The 13786-nt window shown below is 61.4% G+C and carries 31 protein-coding genes and 4 pseudogenes; all 35 read right to left on the bottom strand.

Translation table 11 applies throughout. The annotated features are described in order from the left end of the window. Nucleotides 1-310 (bottom strand): annotated as a pseudogene (locus ACTBDU_RS13070) (phage tail protein); the annotation flags it as partial. Further along, entirely contained in the window at nt 311-379 is a 69-nt protein-coding gene (locus ACTBDU_RS13065) for a hypothetical protein (protein WP_438806757.1), read from the bottom strand. A gap of 88 nt (nt 380-467) precedes the next feature. Beyond that, entirely contained in the window at nt 468-605 is a 138-nt protein-coding gene (locus ACTBDU_RS13060) for a hypothetical protein (protein ID WP_438806754.1), read from the bottom strand. After that, nucleotides 602-757, bottom strand: a complete 156-nt coding sequence (locus ACTBDU_RS13055) for a hypothetical protein (protein WP_438806753.1) — start codon at nt 755-757, stop codon at nt 602-604. The genes ACTBDU_RS13060 and ACTBDU_RS13055 overlap by 4 nt, the downstream gene beginning before the upstream one ends. 220 nt (nt 758-977) lie before the next feature. Continuing rightward, a complete protein-coding gene (locus ACTBDU_RS13050; protein ID WP_438806752.1) occupies nt 978-1127 on the bottom strand; it encodes a hypothetical protein in 150 nt (49 codons plus the stop codon). A 55-nt stretch (nt 1128-1182) separates the two neighbouring features. Continuing rightward, the gene (locus ACTBDU_RS13045) at nt 1183-1794 is read right to left on the bottom strand and encodes a hypothetical protein (protein WP_438806751.1); all 612 of its coding nucleotides are present in this window, start codon (nt 1792-1794) and stop codon (nt 1183-1185) included. A 34-nt stretch (nt 1795-1828) separates the two neighbouring features. After that, complete coding sequence (locus ACTBDU_RS13040; protein WP_438806750.1) at nt 1829-2104, bottom strand: DNA circularization N-terminal domain-containing protein; 276 nt, start codon at nt 2102-2104, stop codon at nt 1829-1831. A 416-nt stretch (nt 2105-2520) separates the two neighbouring features. After that, nucleotides 2521-3141, bottom strand: a complete 621-nt coding sequence (locus ACTBDU_RS13035) for a hypothetical protein (RefSeq protein ID WP_438806749.1) — start codon at nt 3139-3141, stop codon at nt 2521-2523. After that, entirely contained in the window at nt 3138-3467 is a 330-nt protein-coding gene (locus tag ACTBDU_RS13030) for a hypothetical protein (RefSeq protein WP_438806748.1), read from the bottom strand. Before ACTBDU_RS13030 ends, ACTBDU_RS13035 begins: the two co-directional genes overlap by 4 nt. Before the next feature lie 13 nt (nt 3468-3480). Continuing rightward, a complete protein-coding gene (locus ACTBDU_RS13025; protein WP_438806747.1) occupies nt 3481-3681 on the bottom strand; it encodes a hypothetical protein in 201 nt (66 codons plus the stop codon). A 493-nt stretch (nt 3682-4174) separates the two neighbouring features. Continuing rightward, nucleotides 4175-4414, bottom strand: a complete 240-nt coding sequence (locus tag ACTBDU_RS13020; protein ID WP_438806746.1) for a hypothetical protein — start codon at nt 4412-4414, stop codon at nt 4175-4177. After that, nucleotides 4414-4743, bottom strand: coding sequence for a hypothetical protein (locus tag ACTBDU_RS13015; RefSeq protein ID WP_438806745.1), 330 nt, complete (start codon nt 4741-4743; stop codon nt 4414-4416). The genes ACTBDU_RS13020 and ACTBDU_RS13015 overlap by 1 nt, the downstream gene beginning before the upstream one ends. A gap of 124 nt (nt 4744-4867) precedes the next feature. Next, a complete protein-coding gene (locus tag ACTBDU_RS13010; protein ID WP_438806744.1) occupies nt 4868-5269 on the bottom strand; it encodes a phage tail sheath C-terminal domain-containing protein in 402 nt (133 codons plus the stop codon). Nucleotides 5270-5331: 62 nt separating this feature from the next. Further along, a complete protein-coding gene (locus ACTBDU_RS13005; RefSeq protein WP_438806743.1) occupies nt 5332-5838 on the bottom strand; it encodes a hypothetical protein in 507 nt (168 codons plus the stop codon). A 145-nt stretch (nt 5839-5983) separates the two neighbouring features. Further along, a complete protein-coding gene (locus ACTBDU_RS13000; protein WP_438806756.1) occupies nt 5984-6271 on the bottom strand; it encodes a phage protein Gp37 in 288 nt (95 codons plus the stop codon). Nucleotides 6272-6662: 391 nt separating this feature from the next. Beyond that, nucleotides 6663-6998, bottom strand: a complete 336-nt coding sequence (locus ACTBDU_RS12995; RefSeq protein ID WP_438806742.1) for a gp436 family protein — start codon at nt 6996-6998, stop codon at nt 6663-6665. A 72-nt stretch (nt 6999-7070) separates the two neighbouring features. Beyond that, nucleotides 7071-7907 (bottom strand): Mu-like prophage major head subunit gpT family protein, encoded by an 837-nt coding sequence (locus ACTBDU_RS12990; protein WP_438806741.1) that lies wholly within the window; start codon nt 7905-7907, stop codon nt 7071-7073. A gap of 13 nt (nt 7908-7920) precedes the next feature. Then, complete coding sequence (locus ACTBDU_RS12985) at nt 7921-8064, bottom strand: hypothetical protein (protein WP_438806740.1); 144 nt, start codon at nt 8062-8064, stop codon at nt 7921-7923. Between the two features lie 24 nt (nt 8065-8088). Further along, nucleotides 8089-8217, bottom strand: a complete 129-nt coding sequence (locus ACTBDU_RS12980) for a hypothetical protein (RefSeq protein ID WP_438806739.1) — start codon at nt 8215-8217, stop codon at nt 8089-8091. 11 nt (nt 8218-8228) lie between these two features. Further along, a pseudogene (locus ACTBDU_RS12975) lies at nt 8229-8516 on the bottom strand (phage protease); the annotation flags it as partial. A 26-nt stretch (nt 8517-8542) separates the two neighbouring features. Continuing rightward, a pseudogene (locus ACTBDU_RS12970) lies at nt 8543-9010 on the bottom strand (phage protease); the annotation flags it as partial. Continuing rightward, nucleotides 8925-9101, bottom strand: a complete 177-nt coding sequence (locus ACTBDU_RS12965; RefSeq protein WP_438806755.1) for a phage protease — start codon at nt 9099-9101, stop codon at nt 8925-8927. The pseudogene ACTBDU_RS12970 and the gene ACTBDU_RS12965, both read right to left, overlap by 86 nt. Before the next feature lie 575 nt (nt 9102-9676). Continuing rightward, nucleotides 9677-9994 carry a phage virion morphogenesis protein gene (locus ACTBDU_RS12960; RefSeq protein ID WP_438806738.1) on the bottom strand — a complete coding sequence of 106 codons (318 nt, stop codon included), beginning with the start codon at nt 9992-9994 and terminating at the stop codon, nt 9677-9679. 126 nt (nt 9995-10120) lie between these two features. Beyond that, nucleotides 10121-10510, bottom strand: coding sequence for a hypothetical protein (locus tag ACTBDU_RS12955; protein WP_438806737.1), 390 nt, complete (start codon nt 10508-10510; stop codon nt 10121-10123). Nucleotides 10511-10557: 47 nt separating this feature from the next. Next, nucleotides 10558-11107, bottom strand: a pseudogene (locus ACTBDU_RS12950) (phage terminase large subunit); the annotation flags it as partial. A gap of 32 nt (nt 11108-11139) precedes the next feature. Beyond that, nucleotides 11140-11340 (bottom strand): hypothetical protein, encoded by a 201-nt coding sequence (locus ACTBDU_RS12945; RefSeq protein ID WP_438806736.1) that lies wholly within the window; start codon nt 11338-11340, stop codon nt 11140-11142. A gap of 23 nt (nt 11341-11363) precedes the next feature. Further along, complete coding sequence (locus tag ACTBDU_RS12940; RefSeq protein ID WP_438806735.1) at nt 11364-11585, bottom strand: hypothetical protein; 222 nt, start codon at nt 11583-11585, stop codon at nt 11364-11366. Next, nucleotides 11582-11956, bottom strand: coding sequence for a hypothetical protein (locus ACTBDU_RS12935; protein ID WP_438806734.1), 375 nt, complete (start codon nt 11954-11956; stop codon nt 11582-11584). Before ACTBDU_RS12935 ends, ACTBDU_RS12940 begins: the two co-directional genes overlap by 4 nt. Before the next feature lie 3 nt (nt 11957-11959). Then, a complete protein-coding gene (locus ACTBDU_RS12930) occupies nt 11960-12271 on the bottom strand; it encodes a DUF1804 family protein (RefSeq protein ID WP_438806733.1) in 312 nt (103 codons plus the stop codon). Then, the gene (locus tag ACTBDU_RS12925; protein ID WP_438806732.1) at nt 12271-12462 is read right to left on the bottom strand and encodes a hypothetical protein; all 192 of its coding nucleotides are present in this window, start codon (nt 12460-12462) and stop codon (nt 12271-12273) included. Before ACTBDU_RS12925 ends, ACTBDU_RS12930 begins: the two co-directional genes overlap by 1 nt. Before the next feature lie 15 nt (nt 12463-12477). Further along, on the bottom strand, nt 12478-12720 hold the full coding sequence (locus tag ACTBDU_RS12920) for a hypothetical protein (RefSeq protein ID WP_438806731.1): 243 nt from the start codon (nt 12718-12720) through the stop codon (nt 12478-12480). Next, nucleotides 12710-13003, bottom strand: coding sequence for a hypothetical protein (locus ACTBDU_RS12915; protein WP_438806730.1), 294 nt, complete (start codon nt 13001-13003; stop codon nt 12710-12712). Before ACTBDU_RS12915 ends, ACTBDU_RS12920 begins: the two co-directional genes overlap by 11 nt. 80 nt (nt 13004-13083) lie before the next feature. After that, nucleotides 13084-13326 carry a hypothetical protein gene (locus tag ACTBDU_RS12910; protein WP_438806729.1) on the bottom strand — a complete coding sequence of 81 codons (243 nt, stop codon included), beginning with the start codon at nt 13324-13326 and terminating at the stop codon, nt 13084-13086. A gap of 91 nt (nt 13327-13417) precedes the next feature. Continuing rightward, the gene (locus ACTBDU_RS12905) at nt 13418-13543 is read right to left on the bottom strand and encodes a hypothetical protein (protein ID WP_438806728.1); all 126 of its coding nucleotides are present in this window, start codon (nt 13541-13543) and stop codon (nt 13418-13420) included. After that, a partial coding sequence (locus tag ACTBDU_RS12900) for a hypothetical protein (RefSeq protein ID WP_438806727.1) occupies nt 13540-13786 on the bottom strand: 247 nt, incomplete at its 5' end. The genes ACTBDU_RS12900 and ACTBDU_RS12905, both read right to left, overlap by 4 nt.

Genomic DNA, 13786 nt, shown 5'->3' with positions numbered 1-13786 from the left:
CCGTTTGCTTCCGGGCGCGAAAATGCACCTCCTCATCGCTGTCGGTATCACCCACCACCGCCACCAGGGGTCGGTAGAGCGGAACGGTCTTATCTTTCACCTGGCTGCGGCGGTCATGGCGGCCGTCGGCCTGTGCGCTGCCGTGCCCCTGGGCCAGTACCGTCACCTCGGAGTAGCGGCTGCTGATATTTTCGCTCACCGCCAGGCGCAGCAGGTTATTGCCCTGGCCGTCGCGCCGCAATATCAGCGCAGCCACCGGCGGGGTGCTGTGATCCGGTCCGCCCACCACCAGAGTGTTATCGGCGCTCACTCAGGGCCACAGCCCGCTGGCTTCCGCCGCCTTGCGCAGCGCGCCCCAGGCGGTATCGCCGGAGTCAATGCTGACTTTTTTGGCGGAAAGCGGCGAGGTGGCCTGCAGACGAATGCGGGTGGACGCCCAGCGGCCGCACTATCTGGGTGACCACCTCCTACAGGCTCATGTCCCGGGCGCTGAATATCGGGGCCGAGCAGTCAACCAGCACGGCGGCTGCATCGCGCCCATAAACGCTCAGTGTATGCTGCCCGCGCGCCACCTCGTGGCGCAGTTCATCCACCTGGCCGGTCATGATAAGCGCGTCACCGGCACGCAGTTCGGGCCCGTGCGCCCACCCTGACCTCTGGGCGGCAGACGGGCCTGGCTTAGCCCGACGCTGAACGCCCAGCCCGCCGCCGGGGTCAGCAGGTCGGCGTCCACTTCAATATCCCAGCCAGTCATCATGGGCTACCCCGCCAATCTGCAGGGCGATGCGCTCAGTAGTGTTAACGGGCGAAGGCATACAAACGGTCTTCGGGTTGCAGCACGTTGGGGTTGCGCAGGGTGGGATTTAATCGGGCCAGTTCGCTGGCACGCGCGGCCTCGGCGTATCATTCAAAAGCCAGCAGATGCAGATTACACGCCCGGGTGACCCGCCGCAAAACGCGCGTCGGACGGCGTACTATCAGGGTGCGGGCCTGGCTCTGCAGCAGCTGGTAGGGGCCAGCTGCTGCAGCGCAGCGATAAGCCGGCTGCCGTTACGGGCGTCGGGTGTAACGTCACGCGCCTGGTGCGCTGTACGCTGCCGGGTGTCCATCACGGTGCGCTGTGTCACGATGGCGGTCACGATTAATGCGCGCACCTCCTCACACAGGCGTTTAATATCGCTGTCAGAGAGCGTCAGGCGTCTTCTTTTCCGCCTGAAAGATATCTGCCGCCACGTCAACCCACTCCGCTATCGTCACCAGGCGCACGGTCTGGTTAATCAGCCCACGGTCGCCCGGCGGCATAATGCTGGCGCGGTTTAGGGTGGAGGCAAAAACGCCACCCTGACCGTCGGCAGCGCTGGCAGTCACACGCCGTTCGGCAAACCCGGCCAGCCGTTCGCCCTGACTGCGCACCGCCAGCCAGTCTGACAGCCACATCACCTCGCTAAAATTCAACCGGTCACTGAAAGCGGACAGCAACCTTTTCAGGTCAAAGACAAACGCCGTGGGCATATCAAGGTAGTTTATCACGCTGCCCAGCGAGGTCTGCACCACATACTCCGCCGAGGCCACTAGATTACTGATGCGGGCGATACCTTTATTGCCGCGCCGGATGGTCGCCAGTGCGACCGACAACCCGGCGGTGACACGGTCCAGCAGGCCGCCGGTGCGTGGGGTGGTACCGAGCAGCGCAAACAGTGCCTGTTCGGTGCTGGCCTCGACAAACACCAGCTCCACGGTCACCGTATTAAGCAGCTCTACCTCGTGCTCAACGCCCGCTTCCAGCAGCTGCACGCGCGGCAGCGAGCCATACACCGGGTAAAGTAGCCTACCGGGGGCCGGGGGCTTTTAGCGCCGCCAGAAACGCCTTGAGGCGCGTCTGGTAGCCGTTGCCCCAGAACAGCGTTGACAGGCGCAAGTTCAGTGCTTTTAGCCCGTGGTCTTCCATCTCCGCTCCGTCGCGCCAGGGGTATTCATACACCACCGTGTCGCGAGCCAGCACCTCGCGGGTGTAGAGGCAATCGAAGGCGATACCCCGGAACGACGCCAGCAGCAGCATATCGACACCCAGCTGCCCGGACAGTGGATAAATAGTGTCAACCATCAGTGTCGTCTCCCGTCACGCACCAGCCGCGTCTCCACGGCAATGGCAATCTCGCGCCCGTCCAGCGTGACGCTGATATTCACGGCGGGGCTGCGGTGGTGGCCGGGGTCGCCGTCGCCGATGTCGCCTCACGCGGCGTAGCGTGACTTCCCGCCAGCCAGCGACGTATCTCGTCCAGCAACATCCAGCGCGCCGATAGACGGCATCGGCACCGGGCTGGGCGGTAGCCCGCGTGCCTGCGCCTCAGCCGCTTTATCCTTTTGCCGCGCTGCAGCTATATGAGCGGAAAGGCCTGCGCCCCTTGCCAGGCCATCAGGCCGGTTCCCAGCAGAGGAATGCCCTTTGGTAGCGCGGCGGCTTTTTTGGCCGCGCTTTTCAGCAGGCCGTCGGCGGCCCTGGTCAGCGAGCCACCGCCTTTACCCAGCAGCAGGTCCGCGCCGGTCTTGACGGCTGCCGCCGCACCTAGCGCGTAATGGCCAGCGACGCCTGGGTTGCCGCTGTGGTGAGACCCGGGAATTCCTGTGCCACAGCCTGGCCCCGCTTTCGGCCACGTCGCCCAGCACTTGAGAGACCGGGGCCACGGCGTCGTTGGTGGCAAAGAGTTTCTCATTCTCTGCCTGCTGAACGCGAAACTGGCTGCCTTTTCTGACCAGGCTAAAATCCAAATCGGCCGAACGCGCCCCTTCCGGCGTCTCAAACTGCTTGACCACCTCATCGGTCAGCTGTCGGAACATCGTCCTGTTGCGTTCATAGCCATAAAACGCATTGCGCGATTGCTGATTGGTCAGCAGGGTCGAGACATGGGCACCGTGACGCCCTTCAATCGCCGCTTCCAGGTTAGCGCGCTTTTCCGGATCGCGCGTATTGGCCAGCTCGGCGCGCAGTTTTTTCGTTTGCGCATCGTGTCTGTCTGCCAGTTGTATCACCCGGTCCAGCGTATCGAGCGGCGTCAGGCCGGCTTTCGCATCCTGAGTCATCAGCGCCTGGACATCGACACCCTTGCCCCGGATAAGCAGATTTTTAGCGTTGTTCTTCAAGTTGGTAGAGGACAGCTCTGCCAGTAAATCGTTGGCGTTGGTGGCAGCCTCATCCGGCTCACCGGCAACTGAGCCGGCGGCTTCAAACAGCGCCAGGGTCTGGGCATAGCCCCGCCGCCCGTGGAAGCCGGCCGCCTTGGCGGCCTCGAGTGCGCGCGGGCAGCCAAGGCCAGCAGCGGCACATCCACCAGACCGTGTTGCGCCGCTATGGTGGCCCCATTCAGGGCGATGCAGCTGTCGCGCTCAGTGAGGTTAAAATTGACCGCCGCATTTTGCAGCAGCGCCATCTCTTTGAGCTCAGCCCCGGTGGCCGTGGCGTTTTTCATCACCTTCGGCAGATTAGGAAAAGGCTTTTTCCTTCGGCAGGGAGCGCAGCATGATTTCCAGCGCTTCCATGGCCGGGCCGGGGGTGCCGCCGCCGGCGTGCGTGGCGGCGCGAATGTGCTGGTCAATGACCGTCAGGCCCGCCTCGCGCACGCTCGCGTTATCATTGCGGTAGGCAAATTTAGCCAGCTTGCGCAGGTGTGCATCGCAGTCCATCTGGCGGGTGATGGGCTGGCCGCAGGGTTATATGGCCCTCGCGACCATCCCGGAGCCAAGGGACAGCGTCCCCTTGAGCCAGCTGCGGTGCCGGCGCTCGGCCCTGGCCATCTCCTGACGCCGCCGGGCAATGCCGGTCTGCACCCTGTCATAGGCGCGCACTTGCTTGCTGGCCGACAGGGTGCCACTGCGCGCCAGGCGCTCTGATAGGACGCCTGGGTACGCTGAATTTCCCGCTGCAGATGACGCTCGCCCCGCAGCCCCAGGGTTTCCCGCGCCTGACTCAGGCGGCGAAATTCCTCCGACAGACGGTGAATGCTCGGCGTCGCGCTGTCCTTGACGCCAAAGTGTAGCTGGGTATTAAATTCACGGGCCATGGGTTACGTCCGTTTGGCTGAGGGAGGGCGGCGGCGCAGGCTTTTGATGGTCCTGTTTTTCCGCCAGCCCCTGGGGTTTTCCAGACGCCCGATAGCGTTGAGCAGCCCGCCCAGGGCTACAGCGTCAAGGCGGCGGGCGCGGGCGGCACCGATGCCGTACGGCCCGAGTCGGACGAGGGCGAAACGGTAGTCGCGCAGGCGGGCTTCAGCGCGCTGAGCTTTTTTTTCGCCTCAAGCTGGGCATCCCGTAGTACTTTGAAATCCTCAGAAACCAGCGTATCGCAGAGAAGCCTATAGGTGATCTCTTCTGCGGGAATACTGCCCAGCTCGGTGATGCAACGTGCCAGGACACCCACTATGGTGCCCGAGTCCGGGATACCCTCCTTCCACCACGGCGATCTCGTCGCCGATGGTGCTGATCCGCACGGTAAAAATCACGGTGCCGTTGATCTTTATAAAACACGCCTATCGGTAAGGTGGCGCTGTGGGTACATGGGTTATCCTCAACCTTGTTCAGTGCAAAGGCGCTAATGGTGATACGGGACTCATTGTCAATGGTATACTGTTCGCCCACCTCGGTGACAAACACATCCTGATAGTTGATGCGCTTGCCGCCGCTGAGGGGGCATTGCGTCAATTTCGCGCCCGAGATTTTTTCCCAGTGCAGGGTATTGTTGACCGGCACCACGGCGGTGATGGACAGCTCTTAGGTGGCAATCCCCTGGGTGTAGCCCTTGGCGCGCCCGGTGAAGTTCATGGTCTTGACCAGCTGCTTGCCTGTGTTCTCGCGCGGACTAAACTCAGTCACCTCAACCCTCAGTGCTGTTAATCTCCAGCACCACCGCGCCGGTGTATTCCAGTACCATACAGGCCCCTTTACAAAAGATAAATGGTGGCGGCAAACACACGCAGGCCGCGTACCACACCGCCGCCGTGATGCTCGCATCGGCGCGGCGGTCATCCTGGCGACTGCGCGTTACCGTCAACTGCTCCTTATACTCGTCCACGTTTTCAACAATTTCCAGCTGCGACAGGGCGTAGAGCACATCGAGCAGCTCGGAGCGGATACGCTGCAGGCGGATATCGTTGAGTTTTTCACGAGGGAAGCGCTGGGTGATACGGGCACGGCAGGCCAGGCGCACATAATCCAGCGAGCGCAGGATAGTGATATCCATCAGCGAACGGTCGGTCACGCCCATGCTGTTTTTCACATAAGTGCTGACCGCCCGCACAATCTACACCTGACTCTGACTGCCGTTCACTTCAAAAGGCGTCAGGCCGATGGCCAGCGCGTTTTCCTGCTCGCGGCGCCCCGGCCATTTGTCCTGTGGCGTGATGTCCGCACCGGGTAACGCCAGGGTATTGGCGGGCGTACCGGGTCGGACTTGCTGGCGATGATGGCGGCATATATCGCCGCCAGCTCGCCCTTGGGCAGCATTGAGCCGTGGTACCAGCCCAGGGTGAGACGCGCCGCGTTGACGTCGGTCGTGAGCGCCGTGTCACCTGACAGCGTACCGTTCCAGCCAACGACGCCCAGCGCCGCATCCAGTGCGGGGTCGCCTTCGCTGCCGCGCATCGGCGTCAGCGCAGCGGTGACACCTGGTGCGCTGACCGTGACGATCACGCCAATCTGGCTACCACAGGCCCCTTTGTTGCGCGCCGTCAGCACCAGCTGCTTGCCGGGACTTTTACCGCTGGATGACGGCGGCGGAATATCCGCCATCGCCGCCGTCACCGGTAGCGCGTCCAGGGTGTTGATGGCCTCCACCATGCTCACCATCAGCGCCCGACGCTATCGCCACTGGCGACAGCAATGGCGACGGTATCACGGCATCAATGCTCATGCGTCCCCCTTGGTATCACGTCAATCATGGTCTTTTGCTTTTGTGGTCACGATATCCTGCGCAACAACTGCGGGCGGGTCATTAAGGTGATACGCCAGCCCCGGTGCGCTCATGCATCGGCCATGGCGTATTCAGTCGTCCCTGATAGTCGGCAAACAGCCGGTCAGGGTCATTGTCGCCTTCCGGCGCGGGCCAGCGGCCGTTATCCAGCGCCTCTTCAACCCAGACCGTGTCAAATTCGCAAGAATAGGCCGCCAAGGCATCACTGTTCAGGCGAGTACTGAACAATGAGCGCACCCAGCCCGGCAGCAGGGGCTCGACAGGCAACCCCATATCCTGACGGCTCATTAAGCGCCGAACGGCCCGAATCAGCCTATTTCAGCCCACTTCATCGCGGGCCGGGCCGCCCTTGCGCTGACCCTTCCTCGCGCACCGAATAGGCCGCCAGCAGCACCGAGAAACGCCCGGAGGTGTAAAAGCGGTGTTTATGGGGGTACTGACGGGTTGGGTCTGCTACACGCCAAGAAAGGTCGCCCAGCAGGCGAGCAGCATACGGGCGATAGCCCCCACATCCTCCAGCTCGCCGCCATAGTTGCCCCGGCAGATACCATGCGGACCAGACCCGCTTTAAGCCGCGCCATCATGGCGTTTTCAATCTCGCTTATCATTAAAATCCCCCTCCGCCGGTCTGGTTGCGTCCCCAGGCGCGGCGACTGGAAAAGAACGCCGCACCGGCGTTGCCCTGCAGCGTGTCACCGCTTTAGGTGGTGCCCAGCGTGAGCCGCCCATTGGCGACGTTTTCTAGATAGCGGATAGCGTCGCGGTAGCGGCCACGGATTTCATCGCTGCACACCCGTTCGGCGCCGGTGAGGCGGTAGCGGGCGATATCACAGGCAATGCTGCGCAGGTCGGAGGGCACTACTGGCAGCGGCAGGGTATAGCGCCCGCCGATATAGCCGTTAATCTCATCGGCAGCCGCCTGCAACCCGCCGGGCAGCGCGGTGGCGTCAATCTCGCCGGTGTTGTCGCGGTCGGTCAGAATGCGCACCTCCTGCTCACCAAAGCGCAACACCATATCCTCAAGGCGTGCATACACGCTTATTTGCCCGTCGAGCCGTAGGCCATCATCTGCCAGAAGCCAAACCCCGCTTGGCCGCGTGCCTCTGCGCTAAACTTGAACTACTTGCGCATAAATACGGCCGGGCTGTTGATATCGGTCATGGCGACAAACAAGCGGGGCCTGGCGTTGCTGGAAAATCAGCGGCTTTAACGGGCGGCTGGTATCCATCAGGAACCAGGCGCTGTCCGAGGTCAGCCAGGGCACGACCAGCACCTCGGCGGTGCCCTTTGTAGATATTGGCATTGCCGTCATCCAGACGTTCAGCGGTGATAAAGAGTACGCGCCACATCGTCCAGCGCCGGCGGCACGACCAGCAGGTTGGGCATGATATTCGCGGCCGCCCCCTCCGTCCTTCATCTGGCGCAATTGCTTGCACGCCTCACCGTAGGACGCCTGCGCCTCGACCAGTGAGACCGCTGAGAGCGGTTTTTTGCCGAGATTGGAGTAGGTGGTTTTGCCCATACTGTGCGTATCGTTAAAAAACGGCCAGCCGTCATAGCCTTTTTCACTGAAGCCTTTATTCAGCAGCTCAAACACCATCTCATCCGGCCACTGTTTGGCGGCGAAGCCCGCATTCTGCGCCCGGGGCTGGTAAACGCCCAGCTGGTCATCCTGGATGTCGTTGCGATCGACTTCCACCGTGGCCTCATAGTCATCATTAACCAGGGTGTAGGTTGACGCCGGCAGCGCCTTGACCTGCTTGTCGTTTATCCATTTGCGCATCCGTGGGAAGCGGCTTAACCAGGCGTAGGTGTTCTTCTTGCCGGTGGACGGCACCAGGGTGGCCACCTTGTCCCACTGGGTGGGCGCGGCGTCAAACGCCTGGTTAAAGGTGAGTTTAATGTTGCAGAAAATCACTTTTAAATTTCCAGCATTCACTAACATATGCAGTGTCTCCTTATTCGACCCAGACGCCCGCCGCGTCAAGCATGATGATGGTACCTGCCGTACAGCGGCTGGCGGGTTTTCCTGGCTTGCCGACATGCTCCTGCTTCACCGCGCCGTCGTTCTCCCACAAAAATGCCTTGTGGCGGCGCACCACTATGTACTGGTCGCCGTTACCGCCCTAACTGTTGTCGATAGCTTCATCAGCCCGCTCGGCATACACCAGGGCTTCACCGCCCTGCCCGTTGATGGCATAGCCGCCCTTGAGGCAGACGATAACGCCGGTCGGAATGGTTTCCTTCTCCGCCACCGGATAGGGCGTCAGCTCGCCGTCCCGGTACGGGGTATTACGATCTTGCGTGGTGGCGGTAATGGCTGCACCTTATCTTTCATCATGGTGGCAATGGTCTCGGCGCTGTAGCCAAAGGCGTGACAGGCGGCCAGCGCCGGCGCATCCAGTGCGCCCAGGGGCGATGGCCGCGCCTCGATACCTTGCGGCGCGTTGCCGCCAGTCTGCAGCCCCGACAGCGCGGCAATCGGCTGACGGGTGGCCAGGTGCTCACGCAGCAGCGCCACGTCTTTTTCACCCAGCCGCCGCGCCCAGTCCCACTCGTCCCTTTGAGCACGCGGCCATCACTGAGCGCCGCCGTCAGCAGGGCTGTGACTTCGTTGTTGCCGTTCAGTTGACGACAGAGTGCCACCACCTGCTCACGCAGCTCATCGACCACCCTGACCGGGGCATAGGCAGCCGGATCAGGAGGCGTGCTGGTCTACTGTGACAGCGCGGTAATCTGGTTATCCTTCTCGCCAAGCAGCGACAGCAGATTGATGCGGGCGGCCGCCGTCCCTTGTCCGCCCGACAGGCGATCAATGAGTTTTTTCAGCTCAACCGCCACCTCCTCAGGCGTGGCCGACAGCGGCAGATTCAGCATCCAGCGCAGTTGTTCTAACAGCTCATCCACGTCATTTTCTCCCGTGAGTTGTTGTGCCGTTGCCGCCAGCAGCGCCGCCATACCGTCAAGCGCCGGCACGTGGGTCAGCGCAGCATTCACCAAGCAGATCACATTGCCCTGCCTGTCGTACTGAAACAGCGGGGGAGACAAAGCGGCACTTCCCGGCGGCAATCAGGGTGCGGGCACGCTCGGTCCATTCGACATCCACCACAAACAGCCCCAGGCCTTCGACCCATTCCAGCTGCGAATACCAGCCGGCGGCCGGCGCGGGCTGGCCGTTCTCCCGGGCATGGATAGCCTGTGGTGCTCATAGTCAAAGCAGTACGGCGTCTGGCGCACCTGGGCAGCGGTAATCAGTCTCCAGGCCTGCGGTTCCCCCAGCCGCCAGTGCAGCAAGGCGGACGGTGTTTTTCACGCGGTGGCGGTCCCAGAAAGTGTATTTATGGGAAACAGCCTAACCTGGGCGTCGGGTATCTCGTCGTGACGGGGGTGTAGGGGGTAAGAGTGGGGGAAGGAAAAGGACACAAACGGACTGCCATCAGACTACACCGCTGACGAGGGCGGCGATACCCCGTTTAAAACCCGTTTAAATCGCTCCAGAATCGCTTAACGCGGTTTCACCCGCATCATCCCCCCCGCCTGCCACTATCAAAAAATGCGCCACGGCCTTTACAGAGCGTTACTCGTCCAGCGCGCGCTGTAAGATAATCATTGACGGTGTGCAGCAGGGCCTGATCGTCTTGGTCGGCCGAACTGAGAAAGGGCCGCGCCGGTATCGTTAATCCGGGATGATTGACGCGTTTTACCACCCGACCGTTAAAGGGCAGCGACCTTATTATAGCGGGAGCGAATGGTATGGGGCCGGGTGGTGCCGCCCTGCTGGCGGATGCGCGCATACACCACATTGGCCCCCGCCACGGCCTGGTCGTTATCGGCCTCGCTGTCAATGGAGGCGGCCAGCCGCCCTGATTGCTGCAGGATTTTGCCGGCGCGGTCAATGGGCAGCCAGCGCGGGTGGCCTTCCCGCTTGAAATTCTCCATCACCGCGTCATACAGGTCTTCACTGAGGGTGTGCATCATCAACGGCTGGCGGTGGCACAGGGACTGCGCCAGCCGCTCAAGGGCTTGATGCAAGGGTATCGGGAACAGTGATCGTGACGTCAATCATGGTGTACACTCATGGCAGGTCGGTTGTTTCCAATGGGTAACGGTTGCTGTCACGTTGCCGACATGATCCGGTTCGAGTCCAACGCCACCCGCTCAATCCAGCGAACCCCACAGCAGATCATAAACCTTTTTGTTACGCAGTGCTGATAGGTCTTGCAGGATCTTGCCGGTACGTATCAGGTTTGTGTTAACTTTTTCACGCTTACCATTCAGCTCATTACGTACCTTGAGCGTGCCGTCAATGTACATCACGAGCTTCCCCGTCCCCTCAACCCGATCGAACACATACAGTAACGCCGGCGTCGCCTGCTGTCGGTCGTAGATGATCGCGCGTGGCTGGCGCAGCAATGATACCAGGGTCGCCCAGGAGGTAGTCGGCAGCACGCCCTGCTTGCTGTCGCGAGTAGCGTGCAGCAGGTTGGCGTCCGTCAGGGTGATCACTGCCGAGTCCGGCACCACGCCTTTGCAGGACAGCGCATCCATCACGGCAGGCCGCAATGCGCCGACGGGGCGAACGTCGCCGCATCCCTGCTGCCGGGCACCTGCACCTTGATATCATTGCGCGTCAGGGTGGTGCCTATCTGCCAGACGCGCCCGACACCGCAAGCTTCGGGGAAGTCCGCCTGCAACCGGGGGCTAAATTCCAGCTCGGCCTTGATGGCTTCCAGCATCGGGTACACCTGGTCGATGGAGTCCATCACCATCAGGGCATAGTGCTTGATGCCACATACCAGACACCGCAGCACAAACAGCTAGCTGACCAGTGTTGACTTGGCTTCCCCGCGAGGCGCGGCGATGGCGTCCTGCTCGCCTTTCGGGCTGGCGACTTATCTGTGGCAGTCGCTGAAACAGATAGCCATGCAGCTCACTGGAATCGGCATGACGGATATAGTGCGGGGAATAGGTCTGCACAAAATAGCGATAGTCGTTCACCGGATCAGCCACCTGTAAACGCCGCGCCGTTATGGCCTCGGACCCGGTATCAAAATCCAGGCATTTGGCCTCGATGGGGCGGCGCAGACTGGAGGCTAACGCAGCCAGCGAGTGCTGGAATTTACGGATAGCAAATTTTGTCGCCATACAGGTTTTTTACCACAATCGGCACACGTCGCTTATCCCTCAGCAATCTGACTCTGTCTGATAAGCATGGCGGCCTCCATCGGGCCACTCAGCATTTGCTGGGCTATCCATATCGATTCGGCAAAAACAGCACGGTTCGTCTCGCTATCTGAAAAATTGTCGCGCACTAACGACACCAGTTTATTGACGGTGTCGATGCGCTCCTGCGTATAAAATGTTGTGTCTTTAGTCATGATGTCCCCCTTTTAAATCACGTTTAAACGCCATGATGACGCTCAGCCAGTACCGCATTGATGCGCAACACCAGGGTCTCTGCCACCGTGTCAACGCTGCCGGCGCTGCCGGCGACACTCGCCAGGCGCAAAAAATGCGCACCGTCGCCCAGATTAACAGACACATCCTTGCCAACAACCCTGACCACGCTGATCTCGGCCGGATCGAGGGACGCGCCCGGCAATAGTTTAACCAACTGCTTCACGCCAGCGCTGCCTCTATCTGGGTTTTGATGCGGGTTGACGCCTGGAACGGCGTTTCGCCATAAGCGACATCCACGGTATGCGCCACGCCGTCGCGCAGCTTGACAAACACCTCGCCGCCGTTGCTGACCCAGACCTTGTTGATGTCTGCCGCAACGGCCACGTCATCCCGGATTTCAACGAATTGATTAGCCATAATGTTTTTCCAGTACCGGCCAAAAGCCTCAAGAATGTCAACAAACGCCGCCAGATGTCGGGGGTGTTTGTCCTGAATAAACGCCGAGAACAGCTTCAGGGGGTCTTCATGGCGGTGGCCAGCTGGCTGGTCTCGGGCAGGATTTTTTGCTGGCGGCAATGGACTTGCTTCACGCATTTGTTAAGCGTGCAGCAGCTCAACCCGCTCTGGGGCACTCAATGTGTCAGCCAGGTTGACTTTTTCCAGTGTCTCCTGAAACTGCGCCATCAGGCTGGTCAGGATGGCGCGCGCGATATCTTCCGGCGCGCCGTTGGCCAGCAGATGGGCGCGGCGTATTACCTCCCAGTCATCGCCACTGTTCAGCGCCTCTTTTTTCCAGCGCCGGGCGGAATGCACACTGACGCCGCACTGGATTGCCGCCAGCTCCAGAGACAGGTTGCCGAACACATAAGCCCGGCGCAGCCCCTCGCGGGTGGCCTTGGAATCCACCATTACACCCCCAGTCGCGCCCGTATGAGCGCCAGTCCGGTGGCGACCACGCCGCCGGTCACGGCACCGACGGTAGCGCCGGCCCGTGCGCCCTTCACCTGCAGGCGGTCAGGGCGGCGGTCGATTCCGTCGAGCTGGGTACGAATGGTGCACAGCTCTGCCAGCACCGGCGACATCACATCCTGTGGTTTCATGAATCAGGCTCCTCGTTATTTGTCGGCCTTGCGGTCGAGCTTGTTATCAATACGTTGAATACTGTCCTTGATGTCCTGCATCATGCCGGTCATCAGCTGCAGGGCGCGCTGTGCATCCTCACGCCGCTGATAGTCCTGCCGTACTTGGGTCAGTTCATACTGCAGGCGGCGAAGTTCTTCATTGACGCTTTTAAGCCACGGGCCGCCGAGCGCCGATAGCAGGCTCAGGGCAATATTGAAGGCCAGATCAAGGCTCATCGCGCGCTCTCTCCTGTGCGCTATAGAAAGCGTTTATCGCCTGCAGCTGGGCTCGCAGGGTCAGACACCAGGCCCCGTAGTCGCTGGCGTGGTGCAAGGCAACGCCTCCGGGCCAAGCCCCTTTACGGGGGGCAGGGGGGCGAGATGGGGGGCAACCACCAGCAGGTTGGCCAGCTGGCGCGGACAAGGCAGTATTATCGTCGGCGGGGGGTATAGCCGAGGGCGGCTCGGTAGCGCTGCAGCCCCAGACCGGCATAAGCAGCGCCATCATGGGCCACCGCATAGGCAATACTCCTGTGTAACTGTTGGGTTTTCAGCGTCAGGGCGTGCTGTGTGGTTTCCAGCTGCGCACTGAGCCGGTCATTAACCCCCCTGCAGCTGTTGCTGCCGGGTCAGGGCGGTTTTCAGCGCCTGTTGTGTGACCTGCGCCTGCTGGCGTTGTCGAGCTTCACACTCGGACTGCCGGGTGGCCAGTGTTGCCTGGGCGAGCAGCCTGGCCTGCTGTGTGCCGCGCCAGTAGCTTGCACCACCGGCCAAAGCGGCAACCAGTACGACTATCCACCACGGACGGCGAATGAACTTAATCAGTGCGAGTAGCCGTGTCATCAGCGTCTCCCTGTTTACGGGCGGGCCGTACGGCGCTAAAGCGGGCGACGCTGCCATGGGGTAACCCAGGTGTTGAGATAGACCCAGAGCGTCAGGTCGGTCTCCTGACGGCTCCAGGCACAGCCCAGCTGACCAGAAACGCGCCGACGACAATCACATCCGAGGTCGACAGCCTCCCCTCGGGATTAGTGACCAGCTCAGCCAGGCGCGCCATCATGGGATACGCTCACACAGACGGCCGCGCAGCGGCGCGAAGTTCCCCGACGTCCAGGCCGGCATTGAAAATCCTGGGCACAGCTTGCTGGAAAATTCATTGTGACCGTGCAGAGTGGCCTCGGGACAGCGCACACGCAGCGTCAATACTTGGGTGCGCAGCACGGCCCACTGCGCCGACGTAAACTGGTCGGTGCCCACCAGGCAGAGACCCAGCGAATCAGCGTTATGGCCGCGCACATGGGCA

This window comes from Sodalis sp. (in: enterobacteria) (assembly GCF_051710625.1).
GTDB lineage: Bacteria > Pseudomonadota > Gammaproteobacteria > Enterobacterales > Enterobacteriaceae > JBPESN01.
This window is presented reverse-complemented; position numbering and strand designations above follow the sequence as displayed.

Excerpts from the sequence above, each read along its gene's own strand:
- ACTBDU_RS12925 (WP_438806732.1), bottom strand. The coding sequence starts at position 12,462 with ATGAAACCACAGGATGTGATGTCGCCGGTGCTGGCAGAGCTGTGCACC.
- ACTBDU_RS13030 (WP_438806748.1), bottom strand. The coding sequence starts at position 3,467 with ATGAAAAACGCCACGGCCACCGGGGCTGAGCTCAAAGAGATGGCGCTG.
- ACTBDU_RS12910 (WP_438806729.1), bottom strand. The coding sequence starts at position 13,326 with ATGACACGGCTACTCGCACTGATTAAGTTCATTCGCCGTCCGTGGTGG.
- ACTBDU_RS12915 (WP_438806730.1), bottom strand. The coding sequence starts at position 13,003 with ATGCGGTGGCCCATGATGGCGCTGCTTATGCCGGTCTGGGGCTGCAGC.
- ACTBDU_RS12905 (WP_438806728.1), bottom strand. The coding sequence starts at position 13,543 with ATGATGGCGCGCCTGGCTGAGCTGGTCACTAATCCCGAGGGGAGGCTG.
- ACTBDU_RS13040 (WP_438806750.1), bottom strand. The coding sequence starts at position 2,104 with ATGGTTGACACTATTTATCCACTGTCCGGGCAGCTGGGTGTCGATATG.
- ACTBDU_RS12990 (WP_438806741.1), bottom strand. The coding sequence starts at position 7,907 with ATGTTAGTGAATGCTGGAAATTTAAAAGTGATTTTCTGCAACATTAAA.
- ACTBDU_RS13055 (WP_438806753.1), bottom strand. The coding sequence starts at position 757 with ATGATGACTGGCTGGGATATTGAAGTGGACGCCGACCTGCTGACCCCG.
- ACTBDU_RS13060 (WP_438806754.1), bottom strand. The coding sequence starts at position 605 with ATGACCGGCCAGGTGGATGAACTGCGCCACGAGGTGGCGCGCGGGCAG.
- ACTBDU_RS13025 (WP_438806747.1), bottom strand. The coding sequence starts at position 3,681 with ATGGACTGCGATGCACACCTGCGCAAGCTGGCTAAATTTGCCTACCGC.
- ACTBDU_RS12930 (WP_438806733.1), bottom strand. The coding sequence starts at position 12,271 with ATGGTGGATTCCAAGGCCACCCGCGAGGGGCTGCGCCGGGCTTATGTG.
- ACTBDU_RS12920 (WP_438806731.1), bottom strand. The coding sequence starts at position 12,720 with ATGAGCCTTGATCTGGCCTTCAATATTGCCCTGAGCCTGCTATCGGCG.
- ACTBDU_RS12935 (WP_438806734.1), bottom strand. The coding sequence starts at position 11,956 with ATGCGTGAAGCAAGTCCATTGCCGCCAGCAAAAAATCCTGCCCGAGAC.
- ACTBDU_RS12955 (WP_438806737.1), bottom strand. The coding sequence starts at position 10,510 with ATGGATGCGCTGTCCTGCAAAGGCGTGGTGCCGGACTCGGCAGTGATC.
- ACTBDU_RS12945 (WP_438806736.1), bottom strand. The coding sequence starts at position 11,340 with ATGACTAAAGACACAACATTTTATACGCAGGAGCGCATCGACACCGTC.
- ACTBDU_RS13005 (WP_438806743.1), bottom strand. The coding sequence starts at position 5,838 with ATGGTGAGCATGGTGGAGGCCATCAACACCCTGGACGCGCTACCGGTG.